19 protein-coding genes are annotated in these 17,232 nt (G+C 54.7%); 1 reads left to right on the forward strand and 18 read right to left on the reverse strand.

Going from position 1 to position 17,232, the window contains the following annotated elements:
* Positions 1-67: 67 nt before the first annotated feature.
* The 10 genes from ribF to OUY18_RS12000 form a co-directional block, all read right to left on the reverse strand.
* Positions 68-1,006, reverse strand: coding sequence for a riboflavin biosynthesis protein RibF (gene ribF / locus OUY18_RS11955; protein ID WP_268059026.1), 939 nt, complete (start codon positions 1,004-1,006; stop codon positions 68-70).
* Entirely contained in the window at positions 996-1,934 is a 939-nt protein-coding gene (gene truB / locus OUY18_RS11960) for a tRNA pseudouridine(55) synthase TruB (protein WP_268059027.1), read from the reverse strand. Before truB ends, ribF begins: the two co-directional genes overlap by 11 nt.
* An 18-nt stretch (positions 1,935-1,952) precedes the next feature.
* Positions 1,953-2,900, reverse strand: a complete 948-nt coding sequence (locus tag OUY18_RS11965) for a DHH family phosphoesterase (protein ID WP_268059028.1) — start codon at positions 2,898-2,900, stop codon at positions 1,953-1,955.
* Entirely contained in the window at positions 2,893-3,249 is a 357-nt protein-coding gene (gene rbfA, locus OUY18_RS11970; protein WP_268059029.1) for a 30S ribosome-binding factor RbfA, read from the reverse strand. Before rbfA ends, OUY18_RS11965 begins: the two co-directional genes overlap by 8 nt.
* Positions 3,250-3,281: 32 nt before the next feature.
* Complete coding sequence (gene infB / locus OUY18_RS11975) at positions 3,282-5,735, reverse strand: translation initiation factor IF-2 (protein ID WP_268059030.1); 2,454 nt, start codon at positions 5,733-5,735, stop codon at positions 3,282-3,284.
* A 15-nt stretch (positions 5,736-5,750) separates the two neighbouring features.
* Positions 5,751-6,074, reverse strand: coding sequence for a L7Ae/L30e/S12e/Gadd45 family ribosomal protein (locus tag OUY18_RS11980; protein ID WP_268059031.1), 324 nt, complete (start codon positions 6,072-6,074; stop codon positions 5,751-5,753).
* Entirely contained in the window at positions 6,067-6,336 is a 270-nt protein-coding gene (gene rnpM / locus OUY18_RS11985) for an RNase P modulator RnpM (RefSeq protein WP_326492998.1), read from the reverse strand. The genes OUY18_RS11980 and rnpM overlap by 8 nt, the downstream gene beginning before the upstream one ends.
* Before the next feature lie 22 nt (positions 6,337-6,358).
* Positions 6,359-7,417, reverse strand: a complete 1,059-nt coding sequence (gene nusA / locus OUY18_RS11990) for a transcription termination factor NusA (RefSeq protein ID WP_268059033.1) — start codon at positions 7,415-7,417, stop codon at positions 6,359-6,361.
* Positions 7,414-7,923 carry a ribosome maturation factor RimP gene (gene rimP, locus OUY18_RS11995; protein WP_268059056.1) on the reverse strand — a complete coding sequence of 170 codons (510 nt, stop codon included), beginning with the start codon at positions 7,921-7,923 and terminating at the stop codon, positions 7,414-7,416. The genes nusA and rimP overlap by 4 nt, the downstream gene beginning before the upstream one ends.
* A gap of 117 nt (positions 7,924-8,040) precedes the next feature.
* Positions 8,041-8,577: a stage V sporulation T C-terminal domain-containing protein gene (locus tag OUY18_RS12000; protein ID WP_268059034.1), complete on the reverse strand. Its 537-nt coding sequence runs from the start codon at positions 8,575-8,577 to the stop codon at positions 8,041-8,043.
* Positions 8,578-8,875: 298 nt separating this feature from the next.
* On the opposite strand from OUY18_RS12000, the gene OUY18_RS12005 reads away from it, so the two are divergent.
* Positions 8,876-9,331 (forward strand): hypothetical protein, encoded by a 456-nt coding sequence (locus OUY18_RS12005; protein ID WP_268059035.1) that lies wholly within the window; start codon positions 8,876-8,878, stop codon positions 9,329-9,331.
* A gap of 258 nt (positions 9,332-9,589) precedes the next feature.
* Here OUY18_RS12005 and OUY18_RS12010 read toward each other — a convergent pair whose 3' ends face one another.
* The 8 genes from OUY18_RS12010 to OUY18_RS12045 all read right to left on the reverse strand — a co-directional run bounded on the left by OUY18_RS12010 (position 9,590) and on the right by OUY18_RS12045 (position 16,771).
* Complete coding sequence (locus tag OUY18_RS12010) at positions 9,590-9,901, reverse strand: hypothetical protein (RefSeq protein WP_268059036.1); 312 nt, start codon at positions 9,899-9,901, stop codon at positions 9,590-9,592.
* Positions 9,902-11,024: 1,123 nt separating this feature from the next.
* Complete coding sequence (locus OUY18_RS12015) at positions 11,025-11,615, reverse strand: Rnf-Nqr domain containing protein (protein ID WP_268059037.1); 591 nt, start codon at positions 11,613-11,615, stop codon at positions 11,025-11,027.
* Positions 11,612-12,235, reverse strand: a complete 624-nt coding sequence (locus OUY18_RS12020; protein ID WP_268059038.1) for an Rnf-Nqr domain containing protein — start codon at positions 12,233-12,235, stop codon at positions 11,612-11,614. The genes OUY18_RS12015 and OUY18_RS12020 overlap by 4 nt, the downstream gene beginning before the upstream one ends.
* Entirely contained in the window at positions 12,225-13,202 is a 978-nt protein-coding gene (locus OUY18_RS12025; RefSeq protein ID WP_268059039.1) for an RnfABCDGE type electron transport complex subunit D, read from the reverse strand. The genes OUY18_RS12020 and OUY18_RS12025 overlap by 11 nt, the downstream gene beginning before the upstream one ends.
* A complete protein-coding gene (locus OUY18_RS12030) occupies positions 13,189-14,226 on the reverse strand; it encodes a 4Fe-4S dicluster domain-containing protein (RefSeq protein WP_268059040.1) in 1,038 nt (345 codons plus the stop codon). The genes OUY18_RS12025 and OUY18_RS12030 overlap by 14 nt, the downstream gene beginning before the upstream one ends.
* A 54-nt stretch (positions 14,227-14,280) precedes the next feature.
* Complete coding sequence (gene rpe / locus OUY18_RS12035) at positions 14,281-14,925, reverse strand: ribulose-phosphate 3-epimerase (RefSeq protein WP_268059041.1); 645 nt, start codon at positions 14,923-14,925, stop codon at positions 14,281-14,283.
* A gap of 222 nt (positions 14,926-15,147) precedes the next feature.
* Positions 15,148-15,438 carry a hypothetical protein gene (locus tag OUY18_RS12040; protein WP_268059042.1) on the reverse strand — a complete coding sequence of 97 codons (291 nt, stop codon included), beginning with the start codon at positions 15,436-15,438 and terminating at the stop codon, positions 15,148-15,150.
* Positions 15,439-15,625: 187 nt separating this feature from the next.
* Entirely contained in the window at positions 15,626-16,771 is a 1,146-nt protein-coding gene (locus OUY18_RS12045; protein WP_268059043.1) for a 3D domain-containing protein, read from the reverse strand.
* Positions 16,772-17,232: the final 461 nt, after the last annotated feature.

Consider the following 17,232-nt stretch of genomic DNA (forward strand, 5'->3'; position numbering starts at 1 on the left):
CTTTATCCGGGAAAGGGGCATAATACTTCAACATTATATCATGCCGTGCTTCTTTTGTAAATTGTTTTTATATGCTTTTTTTGAATATTGCCCTATTTTTTTCAAAATATTCCTTTGCCTGTTCTCCGTTTTTATGGATTTCCGCTTTCAGCTCGTCCAGTCCGTCGAATTTTTTCTCCGGGCGAAGAAATTTGATCAAATCCACGCAGACGGTTTTGCCGTAAAAATCCTCGCCGAAGTAATCCGGCAGCCAGGTCTCCGCCAGAACGCAGGGAGAACCGACCGTGGGCTTGATCCCGACATTCGTCACGCCGCAGTATTCCCTGCCGCCGAAGGCGACCCGGGAAACGTAAACCCCGAACCGGGGAAGCACAAAATTCTTCGGGATTGCCTGATTCAGCGTGGGCGTACCGAGCCTGCGGCCCAGTTTGCGCCCGTGCAGCACCGCCGAACGGTAACCGTAGGGCCTGCCCAAAAGGCGCGCCGCCTCGTCCACGTCGCCGTTTGCAATCAGCCCGCGGATGCGCGTAGAGCTGACCGCCTCCCCGTCCAGCAGGACGGCGCCGGCAACCTTCGTCTCCAGTCCCCGCTCGCGGCAAAGCTGTTCCAGCGTGCAGCAGCTTCCCCTTCCGCCGCAGCCGAAGGTAAAGTTAAACCCGCAGCAGACCTCTTTCGCGCGGCAGATCTGAATCAGCACCCGGTCGACAAATTCCTCCGGGGTATAATCCTTGATTGTAGAAAATTGCAGAATGTAAAGCTGTTCCACGCCGAATTCTTCCAGAATATGGATTTTCTGCTCCTGCGAAAGAATTTCCCCTCCCGCGCTGCCGCCCAGATCGGCGAGCGGATTATGCGCAAAGGTAAGTACCGCGGGTAAAAGGCCTTTTTGTTTCGCGTCGACCGCCGAGCCGATTACCTTTTTATGGCCGATGTGCAGGCCGTCAAAACTGCCGAGCGCAACAGCGGTATCCCCGAGCGCCGGAGTTAAATCATAGTTAATCCTCATTTGCCTTCGCTCCATTTGTTTTGTCCGTGCAGAAAAGGCGAAGCACGCAAAGCTCCGCTTTTTCGGTATCCACGTTCCCCAGCCCCAGAAATTCGCCTTCGGGGGAAAGCACGCGGAAAACCGCCCCGTTTTTCCGGTCGGGGAATAAAATGGATGTACGGTCGAGACTGAGCCCGCCGCCGTTTCGAAACCGGTTTGCCTGCGCCCCGGTTACCTGAACCGCGGGGGAATGCAAAAACAGGCTTTCCACCGGCAGAAGCTTCTCCTGAAGCGCGCCCCGCGCGGAAAGTTCCCGCGCTTCGTCCAGCGAAATCGCCTGCGGGAGGGTAAAGCCCGCCGCCGCCGTCCTCCGCAGAGAGGTCATCACGCCGAAGGTTCCCAGCCTTTCGCCGATATCCGCGCAGAGGGTCCGTATATAAGTCCCCTTGGAGCAGCGCACAAGCAGCGCGCCGCTTTGGGTGTTTTCGTCAAATTCGGTAAGTTCCAGCCGGTAAACGGTAACCGGACGCTTTTCGCGCTCGACCTCGATACCCTGCCGGGCAAGGTCGTAAAGCCGCTGTCCGTTGATCTGCACCGCCGAATACATCGGCGGAAGCTGGCGGATATTTCCCCGGAAATAGGGCAATGCCGCCTCAATCTGTTCCTTTGTAGCCCTTTTGCCGCTTTCCTGTAGCTTTTTGCCGGTGCTGTCCTGCGTGTCGGTGCCGTATCCAAGCGCAAAACCGGCCGTGTACTCCTTGTCCGTGTCCTCCAAAAGCGAGGCCGCCCTCGTCGCCTTTCCCAAAAGCAGGGGCAGCACCCCGGTCGCCATGGGGTCCAGCGTACCGGTGTGGCCGATTTTTCGCTCGCCGCACAGCCGCCGCATCACCGCGACCACGTCAAACGAAGTGAAATCCCGCGGCTTATCCACTACAATTACGCCGTTCACGCCGCGTCCCCCCTCGAATTATAGAAAATGTTTTCCGATTTCTTTGAGCATCTGCTCTTCCGCCTGGTCCATCGTTGTATTGAAGGTACAGCCCGCCGCTCCGGAATGTCCGCCGCCGCCGAACGCGGAGCAGATATCGGAAGCGTTGATGGGCGGGCGGGCGCGCAGCGAAATTTTGCAGGTGCCGTCCGGCTTTTCGCGCAGCGTCACGCCGACCAGCACGCCCTCGATCGCGCGCGGAATCGAAGCAAGCCCCTCAATATCACCCTCTGTCGCGCCGGTGCTGCGGATCATTTCGCAGGTTATCCGAATGACCGCGACACGGTTATTGAAATAATACTTGATGGTTTCCATCACGCGGCGCTCCATACCGATGCGCGCGCGGCTTTTCGTATCGAACATTTCGCGGTTGATGCGGTTGCCGTCCGCGCCTTTTTCCACTAAATCCGCGGCGATGCGGTAGGTGCGCGGCGTAACGTTGATGTATTTGAAACAGCCCGTATCCGTCGTAATGCCCGTATAAAGGCAATCCGCAATTTCACGGTCGATTTCCACGTTCAGAAGATTCAGCACGTCAAAGATGATTTCGCAGGTCGCCGCCGCTTTCGCGTCCACACAGGAACGCCTCGCGTAATCCATGTTGGACGGATGGTGGTCGATGCAAAGATCGATTTTTCCGCCGTAAAGGCTCTGGTTCGGTTCCCCGATGAGCTGTGTATCCGCGATATCCACCGCCACAATCACCTTCGGGGTGAACTCCTGTTTCTCAACGCCGCCGAAAAGGTAGTTGTATTTCGGCACGATCGGGTCGGAGCATTTGATCATGGCGCGCTTCCCAAGCTTTTGCAGCCCGCGGCAGAGCGCCGCAGCCGAACCGAGGGTGTCGCCGTCGGGGTATTGATGGCTCAGAATCAGAATGTCGTCCGCCCCGCGCAGAAATTCTGCCGCTTCGTTCCGGCTAATCATCTTTTTTATCACTCCTCAGGTCGTTCAGAATTCGTGAAATATTCGCGCTGTATTCAATGGAATCGGTCGGCTTGAAGGTCAGCTCCGGAACATGCCTGAGCTGAAGGCGCGCGCCGAGCTCGTGGCGGATAAAGCCGGACGCGGATTTCAGCCCGGTAACCGCCTGCTTTGCGCGCTCCATTCCCTCCATTGCGCTGACATAAACTGTGCAGAAAGATAAATCGCTGGTAACTTCTACCCGGACTACGCTGATCAGGCCCTGAATCCGCGGGTCTTTCAGCTCGCGGAAAATCGCCGTAAGCTCGCGTTTAATGTCCTCGGTAGTACGCCCCATTCTGTGGCTGGCCATTTCATACCTCCGTAATATAGCCCTCTCTTGGCTTATTCTTTATAAGCCTCCATCATAAAGGCTTCAAAAATGTCGCCCTGCTTAATGTCGTTGAACTTTTCAAGTCCGATACCGCAGTCGTAACCTTCGGCCACTTCCTTCACATCGTCCTTGAAGCGGCGCAGGGAATCAATTTTATCCTCGGTAATCACGATGCCGTCGCGCACAACGCGGATCTGCGCGGCGCGGGTAATCTTGCCCGTGGTAACGTGGGCGCCCGCGATGGTGCCCACACTGGTAATTTTATAAACTTCGCGGCACTCGGCCTTGCCAAGGGCAACTTCGCGGTACTTCGGCGCGAGCATACCCTTCATGGCGGACTCGATTTCGTCGATGCAGTCGTAAATAATGCGGTACAAACGCATATCCACGCCGTCGCGCTTCGCGTTTTCCTCGGCAACGGGGTCGGGGCGCACGTTGAAGCCGACAATAATGGCGTTGGACGCGTAGGCGAGCATTACGTCGGATTCGCTGATCGCACCGACGCCGCCGTGAATAACATTCACGCGAACCTCGTCGTTGCTCAGTTTTTCCAGCGACTGCCTTACCGCTTCCACAGAGCCCTGCACATCGGCCTTGACGATGATCTGGAGTTCCTTCATGTCGCCCTGCTTCATCTGGTCGAACAGATTGTCAAGGGTGACCTTCGTGCGGGAGTTGAACCGCTCTTCCTTCATCTCGTTGCGGCGCTGTTCCACCAGCTCCCTCGCCAGACGTTCGTCGGAAACGGCGTTGAAAATATCGCCGCCCGTCGGGACGTCGTCCAGTCCGGTAATTTCCACCGGAACGCTCGGGCCCGCGGAATCAATCTTATTGCCGTCCGCGTCCGTCATGGCGCGTACGCGGCCGACGGTGGTACCGGCAACAAGGATGTCGCCCGTATGGAGCGTACCGTTCTGTACCAGCATGGTTGCGATCGGGCCGCGGCCCTTGTCGAGCCTTGCCTCAATAACGGTACCCTTTGCCGCGCGGTCGGGGTTCGCTTTCAGTTCCTTCATATCGGCGGTCAGGATGATCATCTCAAGAAGGTCCTTGATTCCGGTTTTCTGCAAAGCGGAAACCGGAATGCACGGCGTATCGCCGCCCCATTCCTCCGGTACAAGGTCGTATTCGGTCAGCTGCTCCAGAACATGCTGCGGATTCGCGCCCGGTTTATCCATCTTGTTGATTGCGACAATAATCGAAACCTTGGCGGCCTTTGCATGGTGAATTGCCTCAATGGTCTGCGGCATGATGCCGTCGTCCGCGGCGACAACCAGCACGGCGATATCCGTTACCTGCGCGCCTCTTGCACGCATGGTGGTAAACGCGGCGTGGCCCGGTGTATCCAGGAATGTAACCTCGCGGTCGCCGAGCTTTACCTGATACGCGCCGATATGCTGGGTAATTCCGCCCGCTTCGGTGGCGGTAACATTCGCGTGGCGAATGGCGTCGAGCAGGGAGGTCTTTCCGTGGTCAACGTGGCCCATCACCACGACGACCGGCGCGCGCGGCACGAGGTTGTCGTCCTCATCCTCGCTGTCGTCGATAATCTGCTCCTCAATGGTAACGACGACTTCTTTTTCCACCTTCGCATGGAATTCCATTGCCACCAGCGAAGCCGTATCGAAATCGATCACGTCGTTCACCGCGGCGAACACGCCCATAGCCATCAGCTTCTTGATGACTTCGGCGGCGGTCGCCTTTAACCGCAGAGCCAGCTCGCCGACCGTGATTTCTTCCGGAATCTGCACGGTAATCGGCTTCGCCTTGCGTTCCATTGCGATACGGCGCAGGCGCTCGGATTCCGTTTCCTTGCGGGAATTGCGCGGCCTGCCGCGGTATTGGCTGCTGCGCTGGGTCAGCTTCTGTTTCTGTACGGTGTTGTTGGTGTTGATTTTCTCGGAAGCAAGGCGGTCGTACTTCTCATTGTATTTATCCAGTTCCACATGGGAAGCGTGGGTATCGACAATTCTGCCCGCAGGCCGACGGATGCCGCTGTCGGTAGTATTGTTTGTCTGCTGCTGCGGTTTTCTCTGCAAGGTATTCTGAACCGGTCTGGGAGGAACAGGCGCTTTCTGGGGCTTGGGGCCAACCGGCGTAATTTTGCCCGGTTTCACCGCTTTGCGCACCGGTTTTTGATCCGGCTGCGGGTGCGCGGCTTTGGCGGGATGCGGGCCCTTTACCGGCTGCGCGGGTGCGGCGGGTTTTTCCGGCTGAATGGAAACATCCGGCTTTTCCGGTTCGATAACGGTTTCCTTCCGGTTCCCCTCTGCAAAATACGCGTCCAGATTTTCCATATTGTTTTTTTGCGTAAAGGTTTCAAAAACAACATCCAGTTCGCCTTCGTCAAGGGCGGTCATATGTTTTTTTACTTCGCCGGTATATTTCTGCAAAGTATCGATTACGTCCTTATTCGGTACGTTCAGGTCTTTGGCCACCTCGTGAACCCTGTATTTTATCATCATATATGAAATTCCTCCTCATTCCTCAGTTCCGGCCGCCTGCGCAGTGCACAGTGCAATCAGTCTGGAAGCGAACCCGGCATCATTAACCGCAACAACTCCGGTTCGCTTTCCGAGAGCCATGCTGATTTCGTCCATCGTGGAGGAAAGCGCCTGCAAAGCGATTCCTTCCTCCTCGGCCGCAAGCCGTACCCCGCCCGCTGTCCGGGGCGACAGGTCCTTGGCGAGCAGCACCAGTTTTGCATTTCCCCTGCGCAGCGATTCGATCACCGCGTCGTTGCCGAGCGTGAGCCTTCCGGCCCGCCGCGCAATCCCAAGAAGATGCAGTATTTTTTCATTCATTCCGGCTGATTTCCTCCTCCATACGATCGTAAACCTCATCGGGGATTTTACAGGAGAAGGCTTTTTCAAATCTTCTCGATTTCCGCGCGGCTTTCAGGCAGTCGATGCTTTTGCAGACATACGCGCCGCGTCCCGGTTTGCGCCCCGTCAGGTCAAGGGAGATTTCCCCTTCGGGTGATTTTACAACCCGCACAAGTTCTTTTTTGGGCTTCATTTCCCCGCATCCCGCGCACATGCGAAGCGGTACCTTTTTTTGATGCATCGTCATCACCGCCTTACCTGAATTAGGATTTCTCTTCTTCGCCGTAGAAGCCGCTCTCCGGTTTAATATCGATTTTCCAGCCCGTCAGCTTGGCGGCAAGGCGGGCGTTCTGCCCCTTGTTGCCAATGGCGAGGGAAAGCTGGCTTTCCGGCACGGTTACACGGCAGGCGTGCGAACCGTCCTCGGCCGGAACAACGTTAAGAACATCGGCGGGCGAAAGCGCGGAAGCGATAAATTTCGCCGGGTCTTCATTGTACTCGACAATGTCGATTTTTTCGCCGCCCAGTTCGTTAACAATGTTGGATACGCGCGCGCCGCGCGCGCCGATGCAGGCGCCGACCGCGTCTACGTCGGGGTTGTGGCTCTGCACCGCGATTTTTGTGCGGGAACCCGCTTCGCGGGAAACCGCTTTTATTTCCACCGTGCCGTCGTAGATTTCCGGCACTTCGGTTTCAAACAGACGTTTTACCAAATCGGGGTGAATGCGGCTGATCATGGCGCGCGGTCCCTTTTCGGTTGCTTTTACGTCGACCACGTAAACCTTGATGTGGTCGCCCTCGGTCAGCTTTTCGTCGCCGACCTGCTCGCTCTTCGGCAGAATCGCCTCGGCTTTTCCGATCAGCAGCGTTGCCGCGCCGGTGCGCGGGTCCACGCGCTCGACCAGCGCGCTCACCAGTTCCTGGTGCTTGCTCTGGAATTCCTGCATCATCTGGCCGCGCTCGCCGTCGCGGATGCCCTGGCGGATAATGTTGCGCGCGGTCTGTGCCGCGATGCGCCCGAACTCCTTGGTGTTGAGCTGAACGTTAACCGTGTCGCCGATTCCCGCCGCGGGGTCGATGCTGCGCGCGTCTTCCAGAAGGATTTCTTTCCCCTGTTCGGTTATGTCCTCAACGACGGTCTTGCGCAGGTAAACATCGAACGTGCCTTTTGCAGGTTCCATGTTGATCACGCAGTCCTCGTTGCCGTAGCTGCTCTTGCAGGCCGTAACGATCGCTTTTTTAATTTTGTCGATCATAAAATCGACGGGGATGCCCCTTTCCTTTTCCAGAAGGGTAAGAGCCTCGAAAACTTCGCTGTTCATTCCGCAATACCTCCAACAATATCATCTTCCACCAGCCGTACGGACGAGGCATCCTTTTGGGCAAGTGAGATTGTTTCCCCATTATCCGTTTCTAAAATTATCGTATCTTCCTGAAAATCCCGAAGCGTTCCGGTCAGCTCGCGCCGCCCGTCCTCCAGGGGGTGAAACAGCTTTGCCCGCACTTTTGCTCCCAAAAACGCCCGGAAATGCTCTTCGCGGACAAGCTCGCGCTCCATTCCGGGGGAAGAAACCTCCAGGCAGTAAGACTGTTCAATCGGGTCAAGCTGATCGAGCGGATCATTAATCGCGCGGCTCATCGCTTCGCAGTCTTCAATGCCCACGCCGCCCTCTTTATCGATGAAAATGCGCAGGAACCAGCCGGCCCCTTCTTTTACAAAGCGTACATCCCAAATGGTCAGGCCAAGACCGGCCGCAATCGGAGCGGCAAGTTTCCAGACCACATCAACGGTATTCCCGCTCTTTTTCCTGTTTGACAATCCGTTCACCTCATAATACAAACAAAAGAGCGGGTCGCCCCACTCTTTCATCCTTCATAATATTACTTGTTTATAATATCACAATAAACGCTTAAATGCAAGGGGCAAATCTGCACCTTTTTCCGCCTATTCTTCCATTTGTTTTCCCAAAAACGACGCCGCGACCTGCGCCAGCTTTGTTTCGCTGTCGCTGGGAGCTTCGTTGCCGTCGTTCGACAGCAGGATAACGGCCCCCGTTACGTCGCTGGAAGCAATAATCGGGCAGATGACTTCCGCCGTGCGGTCGACGCCCTCAACCGGCTTGAGCGCGGAATTTCCCTTGCTTACGAAATTCTGCCGGCTTTGCATATATTCCTCCAGTTCGGAAGTAACGCGGCGTTCTAAAAACTCTTTGCGCGACACCCCGGCCGCCGCAACGACATGGTCGCGGTCGCAGACAAGGGTCGGCAGACTGACCACTTTGGAAAGCACGTCTGCGTACTGCCCCGCGAAGGTGGAAAGCTCTCCTACGGGAGAATATTTCTTAAAGATAACTCCTCCCTGCGTATCGGTAAAAATTTCAAGCGCATCCCCTTCGCGGATACGAAGTGTGCGGCGGATTTCCTTTGGGATGACAACGCGGCCTAGATCATCAATTCTTCTGACTATTCCTGTAGCTTTCAAATTTATTTCCCTCCTGTTACGGTGTTGTCATTGCTTATTATCCGCAGGAAAATCGAAGCTATACAAGATTTTACAAGGTTGGTTTTGGCAAATTTTGCCCCGGTTTCCTTCATGATTTTATTCAATTATTTAGCATAAAATAAAAGGAAACAGAGACGGAAAGCGTCTTGAGTGCCCTTGCCGGCGAAGGCGTTATCATGGATTTTCTTCTTTGGAAAAGCCGTTTTTGCTTGTAAACGGCGGCATACCGTATTATAATAAAGCGTAACAAGTTTTCCCGAAAATTGGAGGTTTAACATTGAAAAAAATATGGAATTTATGCGCCGCCGTGCTCGCGGCCGCCGTCCTGTTCGCGCTGGCGGGCTGCTCGGCACGTACTCCGATAACGGCGGACGAGTTTAAAAAGCAGGCCGAAGCGCAGGGCTTCAAAGTAACCGACGCCAGCGGCGCGAGCCCAGCGGTTGAAAAATATTTCGACGCGGTAAAAAGCGAAACCGGCACGGATATTACGTACCTTGCCTTCTCCTCGGAGAGTTCCGCGCAGGAATCCTACAAAACCATCAAGGCAAATATTTCGAACGGCGCGACCGGGACTTCCACCAACGTGGATTCCTCATCCTATAACAAATACACCTTCGTGAACGGGGAACTGTCCCACACGCTGGTGCGTATGAACAAGACCATCGTTTACGGCAAGACGACCACCGCCCACAAAAATCAAGTGGATGATTTTCTGAAAGCAATCAAATATTAAGCGATCCTCCCGGACGATTCCGGGAGGATTTTTTTATTCAGTTCGAAATACGGCACGATTCCCCTGCATTTTCCATTTCTTTGTTTTAAATTGCAAATACCTGTTGCATTATTGGAATAAAAGGGTTATAATTTGCTTGCAAGGCATAAAGATATAAAAATTGCAATGCAGGAACAGGTGGTCGAAACACCTGCTCCCTGCATACGGAGTAATAGGGCTCCATATGCAACTGATATAATCAGCACATTGCGGTTTCTATTATACCTCCTGTTTGCGGTTTTGTACAGGGGTATTTTCGAAATTCGCATTGTGCAGGTAGCGTTGTATATGGATTGATTCAAAAATCCATGTACAGCGTTTTTTTATGCCTTGCGTTCGGGCGGCGGGCGTCACCATTTTAATGAGACGGGTTTCCGGGTGCTCCGGTTTTCCCGCCGCCTTCCTTTTTACGCACAGCCCTTTTTCCTTAAACCACAGTCTTCGGCAGCCCGGCGAGCCGCACGCCGGGCGTAAGTCCGAAATCGTTTCGAAGGCATGCCCGAACTCTATCAGCGTGTCCTTCTTCCCCACCAGGGTGTCCCCCCTAGGGGGAAGATTCATCTAGTCGGCTTCCCGGCGGCGGGCATTGTGTCCTACCCCGCCGGGTGTAAGTCCGACATTTTTATTTTTAGAATTTCACAGAGATCTCTTATGACAGAGGGACTCTTGTTTAACCAAAAGGTTTCACCCTTTTCCGTCAATGAAAACCAATAGAAAGCATGTCCCCCAAAGACCCTTTGGGGATACCTCCGGGGTGCAGGGGGCTTTTATGGAACCCTCATGACAGGGCAGGTTAAGCCGGCACACACGTGTATAATGAGGTACCTTTTCTCTCTAAGCTACCTCAGAGGACCGTCAATGAAAACCACTAGAAAGCATGTCCCCCAAAGACCCTTTGGGGATACCTCCGGGGTGCAGGGGGCTTTTATGGAACCCTCTTGACAGGGCAGGTTAAGCCTGCACACACGTTTATAATGAGGTACCTTTTCTCTCTAAGCTACCTCAGAGGAACGTCAATGAAAACCACATAGCATGCGTGTCCCCCAAAGACCTTTTGGGGATACCTCCGGGGTGCAGGGGGCTTTTATGGAACCCTCTTGACAGGGCAGGTAAAGCCTGCACACACGTTTATAATGAGGTACCTTTTCTCTCTAAGCGACCTCAGAGGAACGTCAATGAAAACCACATAGAATGCGTGTCCCCCAAAGACCTTTTGGGGATACCTTCGGGGTGCAGGGGGCTTTTATGGAACCCTCCCGCCGGGATTTAAAAGCCCCCTGCTCGTCCTTTGCCTACTTTCGGACGATTCCGAAAGTAGGGGCCCGCCCGGCCTGAGGGCAGACTAAATCATTTCCGTAATTCGATATGGAGGGCAAAAGGGATAGGTTCGATTTTTTCAAAGCAGACAAGGTGTAGTTCCAACCCTTCGGGGAACCCCCGGCGAGGGTTCCCCACGCAGAAACAATCCACCGGACTATTTCTGCTCCCTTCCTGCGCTTTTAAAAGGCAGGGGAACGATGGGGCTCCGCCCCAAACCCCGCAAACTTTTGAAAAAGTTTGAACAAAACTTTCATGTTGTTTCGGCTTAAGCCCTTCCGTTGGAGGAGCGCCGCTCGCGGCGCGGGGGAAACGGCTAAAAGGACACTTTGTGTCCTTAAAAGAGCTTGGTGCCGACCAGCCCCGCAAAGGCCATGGAAAGGATTCCGATATAGAGCAGCGTTGCGGGAAGCCCCCGGAAGGCCTTCGGCATCGCGTCGTTTTTCAGCTCCGGCATCGCGCGGGCAAAAAACCCCGCGGCCAAATAGAACGCGATTCCCGTCCCGAGCGCATAACCGACGGCGGAAGCAGGACTTAACGAAAAGCGGTTCACCGCAAACGGCATGGAAAGCACCACTGTGTTGATTGCCGCCGGCGCCAGCACCTGCCCGTACTGTTTGTAAAACGGGAAAGGCAGGAATTTCAAAAGCAATGCCACCAGAATGTAAGCCAGCGCGGCACAAAAGGCCGCGGCGGAGGGAAACAGAACCGGGCGGAACACACTGCCCGCCAATTTCGCGCTGATCCACGATCCGCCAACGGCGGAAAACAGGGAAAAGAGCGCGACAAACAGGGAATACACGCCCAGTGTTTTGGGCCTGCGCGCCGCGCGGAGCACATGGCTGAACCCAACGCCGCCGGCAAACAGAATATTTTCCGTTGTAACGGCAAGCAGGGCCGTGATCATCATCTGCGCAAACGTCGTCATCCGCGCGTCACCTTCTTCTTTCCGGCCTTTTGGCTGCGCTTCTCATTGATTCCCTGAACAAGCGCGGCAAGAAAGCCTAAAATCAGGAACCCGAAAAACGGCAGGGAAACGCTGACGGTTCCCGCCGGGTCGGTGCAGGTCTTCCAAAAGCTGCGAATCAACACGGTCAGCGTAATAACAAGCATGAATCCGGCGGAACAGCCCAGCGCGTCGGCGGCCACGGCCAATCCGATATGCGTGGGCGCGTATTCGTTCGCGCGGGAAATCATCATGGAGTTGCAGATCATCAGGCTGGCCGCCATGCCGAGCGAAGCGATGGAGCCCGGCTCGATCTTGTCGGTAAGCCATGCGGCGGGAAGGTAGAAAATCGCGGAGGAAGCCAGCACCAGCCCCGGGCGTATCCACGCGGGAACCATTTCGCCCACAAGGCAGAAAAAGAACGACAGGGGAACCGAAAGAAAAAAATACAAAAGGGAAAGCTCGGCGGCGTTTTTCAGGTCATCCCCGGCGAACACCACCGGAAACATCCCAAGCGCCCCGACCAGAACGGGATTTTTATAAAATACGCCGTTTAAAAAAATCGTGCCCGTTTCCCGAAGAAGAACACCCTTATTCCTCATACAGCTCTTCCCCCCATCTCCGGTCGCCGCAGACCAGACTGTTAATATGCGGTACGGCCGCGTTTGCAATCAGAATCGCGAAAGCAGCTCCCTGCTCATACGCGCCGTACCGGCGGAACAGCATGATCAGCACACCGGCAAAAAATCCGTAAATCACCCGCCCAAGCCACGTGCGGGGCGAAGTAACCGGATCGGTCAGCATAAAAACGGCGCAGAACAAAAGGGAACCCGACATCAGCTCATATTTTACGGAAGTCAACGGAATACAGGCAATCCGCGGCCAGAGCGCCGCCATCAGCGCGGCTCCCAAAAGACAGCAGGCCGTTATTTCCCAATTCGCGGTTCGTTTTAAAAAAAGATACAGGCCGCAGGCGCACACAACCAGAATCCCCGTCGTTCCGACGGGGCCGGCGAACACGCCCCACAGCATATCCATGGGAAGGATATCCGGCTTCAGCCCGTTTTTCAGAACGGCCGCCGGGGAAGGGACGGTTCCGACATTGCAGTCGGCAAACGCGGGAAGCGCTTCGTGCGCCGAAGGGTTGAAATAGGCGAACATCTGCTGCGGCCACAGGAGCGTTGCAAAAGCCACGCCCGCCGCCGCGGGGTTAAAGGGCGTATGCCCGGTGGAGCCGAACGGCTTTTTCGCAACCAGAATCGCGAACGCGGCGGCGGCGCAGGGAAGCCACATCGGCGCGTTCAGCGGCATCAGCAGGACAATAACCAATCCCGTTACCATGGAGGAACAGTCGGATGCATTGATACTCCTTGACTGAAGCAAGCTCCACGCGATTTCGCACAGCGCGCAGACCAGCAGGGTCATTCCCGCCATAACAAGCGGGCGCACCCCGTAGCGGACGACCGGCAGAATCAGAAGAAAGGCCAGCGCAATCAGCGTGTCCCGCATCATGGAGGAAACGGAGGCTTCTTTTTTCAGATACGGGGCTTTCGCGTTAAGTAATGTCAAGGAAGTCACCGCTTTTCTTTAAGTGTGCCGCTTTTTGGACGGCGCCGGTCAAATCAATCCCCGAAGGGCACGCCACGGAACACGCGGAACAGCGGATGCATTTCTGCACATTCGTCAGCCGGAGCGGGTCTGGCTCCGCGCTTAATAATTCCTGATGCACTTTCCAGGGCACAATCCCGCGCGGGCAGGCGTGCGCGCACCGCTGGCACCCGATGCAGGGGTATTCCCTGTATTTCGGGGCTTTTTTCAGCGCGATCACACAGCGCGTTGCCGCGGACACCGGTTCGTTCAAATCCGTTACCGCCTTGCCGGTGATGGAGGAGCCGGTGACGACCAGCGTGGTTTTTTCACTGACCCCGCAGAATTCCAGAAGATCTTTGAGCGGCGTTCCGATTCGCGCCCGTACGTTGCGCCAGTGTTCCACGCCGTCGCCCGCCACCGTTACCACCGCGGAGGTTTGCAGATCACCGTCGTCAACGGCGGCAAGCAGGGCGGCGCAGGCCTGCGCGCCGATATAGGCGGCGTTCTTCCCGCTTGAAAACAGCTTCTTTTTCAGAAGCAGGCGCGCCGGATACCGTTCACCGGCAAAAATCAGATCCGCCTGCGAATTGATTTTATGGATTATTTTCGCTTCGCGCCGGGTGGCGACGGCGATTTTGTTTTCTTTTGCGCCGCAAGCCTGCGCGGCGAGCACCAGCCCGGAAATAATGGCGTTTGTATTTTCGCGCAGCGTGGCCATCGCGCTGGTTGTACAGGGGTCTTCGTCAAAACAGCACGCGACAATCATATTCGGTTTCAGCCGGCGCAGCCTCTTCAGCTTTTGAAAAAGGGGCACGCCGTCGAACTCATCCACAATTCCGGCGCCCTGTGCCGCTGCGATAATCGCGGCGGCGTTCAGCTCCCCCTTGCGCGGCGGAAGCCGCTTCGGGGGTTCCGTTTCCTCCGGAGCCGGAAGGTCCTTGATTTTATGCCGAAGGGAAGCCGTCTTTTGCTGATCCAGTTTTATGCCGTGCCGCAGTATCACACCGTCATCCCCATTTCATTGATTCCGAACATTATCAACCATACACAAATGCGGTTATTTCCGTTCGTCCGCCGCTTTTAAGGTATTGATCGCTTCGCGTGCGTCTTCCGCCTTAAATACGCTTGTTCCGGCAACACAGATATCCACGCCGGCCTGCGCCGCCGTTTTCGCGGTTTCCGGGTTGATTCCGCCGTCCACCTGCACCAGCAGCTCCGGCTTCTTCGCTTTCAGCGCGCGGACCTTGTCCATCATATCGGCCATAAAGCTCTGCCCGCCGAAGCCCGGCTCCACCGTCATCACCAGAACCATGTAAAGATCGTCGAGATACGGGAAGACCTTTTCCACCGGCGTTTTCGGTTTCACGGCAATCGCGGGTTTCGCCCCGCCCGCCTTGATGGCGGCGATCGTTTCGCGCGGGTCGGAATCTGATTCCAGATGGAACGAAATAATATCTGCGCCGGCCTTTAGGAAATCCGGCGTATACCGGAGCGGCTCGTCAATCATCAAGTGAACGTCAAAGGGCTTGTCCGTAAATTTACGCACGGACTTCACAACGGGCGCGCCGAACGTAAGATTCGGTACAAAATGCCCGTCCATTATATCGAGATGAATCCAGTCTGCGCCGCAGACATCCATTCTTTTTACCTCATTGCCAAGCTGTGAAAAATCCGAAGAGAGCACGGAAGGTGCAATCAACATTTTTATCCCTCCATTTAACCTTTGTTTTATTCTACCTTAATTTCGCGCTGATTTCAACTTTTCGGAACCGGTTCCCGCAAACTTTATAGCGCCTGCCGGGAACCAGTCCCGGCAGACAATCTATAATAAAGCGGTTTAAATATATTTGCCCCGCACACTATTGTATGCTGCAATCCGCTTTTTGGCAGTAAAAAAAGCCCCGCAAACACGAAGCTTTTCCGCTTATTCGTCTTCGCCGGGGTCCTCTTCGTCCGGCGCTTCCGCTTTTTTTCTCTTCACTTCCTTATAGTAAGCAAAACAGAACAGCGCGAGCGCCGCCGCCGTGATCACCCGGAAGACCCAGCCCCACACCCCGGCAAACAGATTGGCCGCTCCCGCCGCAAAGGCGAGCCACCATCCGCCGAGGAAAAGAAAAAACGCCCCCGCAAAATAAAAAATACGGTTTTCCCGCCCCATGCGGAAAATTAAGATCAGTCCTGCCGCAAACCACATGGCGGCATACAGATAACGCATAAGACCGCCTCGCTTCCCATTTTTAAATCATTATCCCCCAGCGTGTCCGCTCCTTTCTCCCACACAGAAAGCAGAAGAAAAATCGTAAGCAATCTCTTGTGCGAAAGAAAGACAGGAGCGAAAGCTTTTGGAGCACCCCGGCCTAACCGGGGCCAATGAGAAAAAAGCGGGGTTGCCCCCGCTTCTGTTACAGAACATAGATATTCATGTTGCGGACGCCGAAATTCCGGCACTGGCCAACCGTATTGAAATACAGGTCGGCAACAATGACTCCCTTCATAACGCCGCCGCCGGTATCCGCCGCAATCGCGTAGCCGTAAACCGTTCTGCCGTCGGCCGAAGTGATATACAGCCTGCTTCCGTAAGGAATGATATGCGGATTTACCGCCACCAGTCCGAACGCCGCGGGTTTGCCGGTAGAAGTCCAGCCGCCGCCCGTGTATCCGGTGCATCTTCCGGAAACGCATTTGCGGTAGCTGACTGTTTTTCCGTTCCGGTCGGTAAAGGTGCCGTCGCCGTTTTCAACCGCGCCGGCTTTTTTCTTCGTACCGACAACGGTTACCTGCTCCACCGGCTGCGCGATTACCGTGCTCGAAATCTCTTCGCTGCCGGCAAGCTTGCCGTCGACAAGCTTCTGCTTCAGAACAACCGATTTTACGCCGGATTTTCCGGGTGTACGGATCTGTTTCTGGCCTTTGTAAAGGCCGGCGCTTTTTTCCGTCCGGTTCTGAAAAGGAATTTCCTTCTGGGAGGTTACCTGCTGATACTCCACCCTTGCGACGGCGATTTTCATGCCTTCGCCCACGGCGGTATCCTGCTTCACGCTGACGACGTCGTCATTGCCGACTTTCACACCGGCTTCGTCCAGCGCCTGCGCTACGGTGCCTTCGCTGACAACCGCCGGGGTGGTTTTCCCGTCCGCCGCGATGCTGACACAGTATTTTTTGATCACCTTGATATCGGTTGCGCCGGTAATCTGTGTGTCCGCCGCGGGAGAAACCGCATCGTTTTTCCCGGGCGCAACGCCTGCTTGTGCAAGCGCTTCGGCCACTGTGTCGCCGTAGTGCAACGTGACGGCTTTTATTTTGCCGCCGTTTTCAACATTTACGGAATACGCGCTGCGGACAAGGAGTTGAATCGAACCGTCCGGAGCATTTTGAGAACTGCGTACAACCAAATCCTTCTCGCTCACCGGAATTTTTGCCGCGGAAAGGATTTCATCGGTTTCATCACTGAAAAGCTGAACGCTTTTCTTTTCACCGTTATAATCGATCACAGCGTTTCGGGTTGCAGCCGCCACCGTGACGACCGAACCGACCGTAATCGTAATCATAATTGCAAGCGCAGCCACTCTCTTTATTGTGCTTTTAAAACCTGCTCTATTTCGTATGAAACTTCGCATCAAGTCACCCTTTTCTTTGCTTTTGCACAGTAAATATGGGCTTTACCCACCACATTGACGCGGCCTCTTTTTTCAGGATATGCGTCAATGGCGTAATTATATCCACCGAATGCATAGTTGTCAAATTGTTATAGCGCTCTCGTTTGTGCACATTGCACAACTATATATGACGATAAAATCTGGATTTTCTTCTGTAATTGCTGAATTGACATTATTTTCAGATTTCCTACGGTTCTTCGAAATGGCTTTTCTGTGCAAAATGTAAGAAAATGATTGTTACAAAGTTGTTACAAATATTACAGCGTTGTTTATTCTTTATTTTTGGACAGTACTTTTCTTTTTTTGACGCGGCAAAAAAGAGAGTATCTTCAATTTTTGGCTCTGGGCCTGCA

It is taken from the genome of Caproiciproducens galactitolivorans (assembly GCF_026672255.1).
GTDB lineage: Bacteria > Bacillota > Clostridia > Oscillospirales > Acutalibacteraceae > Caproiciproducens > Caproiciproducens galactitolivorans_A.

What these genes read in the sequence shown, in the direction of transcription:
- ribF (WP_268059026.1), bottom strand. Translation starts at nt 1,006, where the DNA reads ATGAGGATTAACTATGATTTAACTCCGGCGCTCGGGGATACCGCTGTT.
- OUY18_RS11965 (WP_268059028.1), bottom strand. Translation starts at nt 2,900, where the DNA reads ATGATTAGCCGGAACGAAGCGGCAGAATTTCTGCGCGGGGCGGACGAC.
- rbfA (WP_268059029.1), bottom strand. Translation starts at nt 3,249, where the DNA reads ATGGCCAGCCACAGAATGGGGCGTACTACCGAGGACATTAAACGCGAG.
- infB (WP_268059030.1), bottom strand. Translation starts at nt 5,735, where the DNA reads ATGATGATAAAATACAGGGTTCACGAGGTGGCCAAAGACCTGAACGTA.
- OUY18_RS11980 (WP_268059031.1), bottom strand. Translation starts at nt 6,074, where the DNA reads ATGAATGAAAAAATACTGCATCTTCTTGGGATTGCGCGGCGGGCCGGA.
- rnpM (WP_326492998.1), bottom strand. Translation starts at nt 6,336, where the DNA reads ATGCATCAAAAAAAGGTACCGCTTCGCATGTGCGCGGGATGCGGGGAA.
- nusA (WP_268059033.1), bottom strand. Translation starts at nt 7,417, where the DNA reads ATGAACAGCGAAGTTTTCGAGGCTCTTACCCTTCTGGAAAAGGAAAGG.
- OUY18_RS12015 (WP_268059037.1), bottom strand. Translation starts at nt 11,615, where the DNA reads ATGACGACGTTTGCGCAGATGATGATCACGGCCCTGCTTGCCGTTACA.
- OUY18_RS12020 (WP_268059038.1), bottom strand. Translation starts at nt 12,235, where the DNA reads ATGAGGAATAAGGGTGTTCTTCTTCGGGAAACGGGCACGATTTTTTTA.
- rpe (WP_268059041.1), bottom strand. Translation starts at nt 14,925, where the DNA reads ATGTTGATTGCACCTTCCGTGCTCTCTTCGGATTTTTCACAGCTTGGC.
- OUY18_RS12040 (WP_268059042.1), bottom strand. Translation starts at nt 15,438, where the DNA reads ATGCGTTATCTGTATGCCGCCATGTGGTTTGCGGCAGGACTGATCTTA.
- OUY18_RS12045 (WP_268059043.1), bottom strand. Translation starts at nt 16,771, where the DNA reads ATGATTACGATTACGGTCGGTTCGGTCGTCACGGTGGCGGCTGCAACC.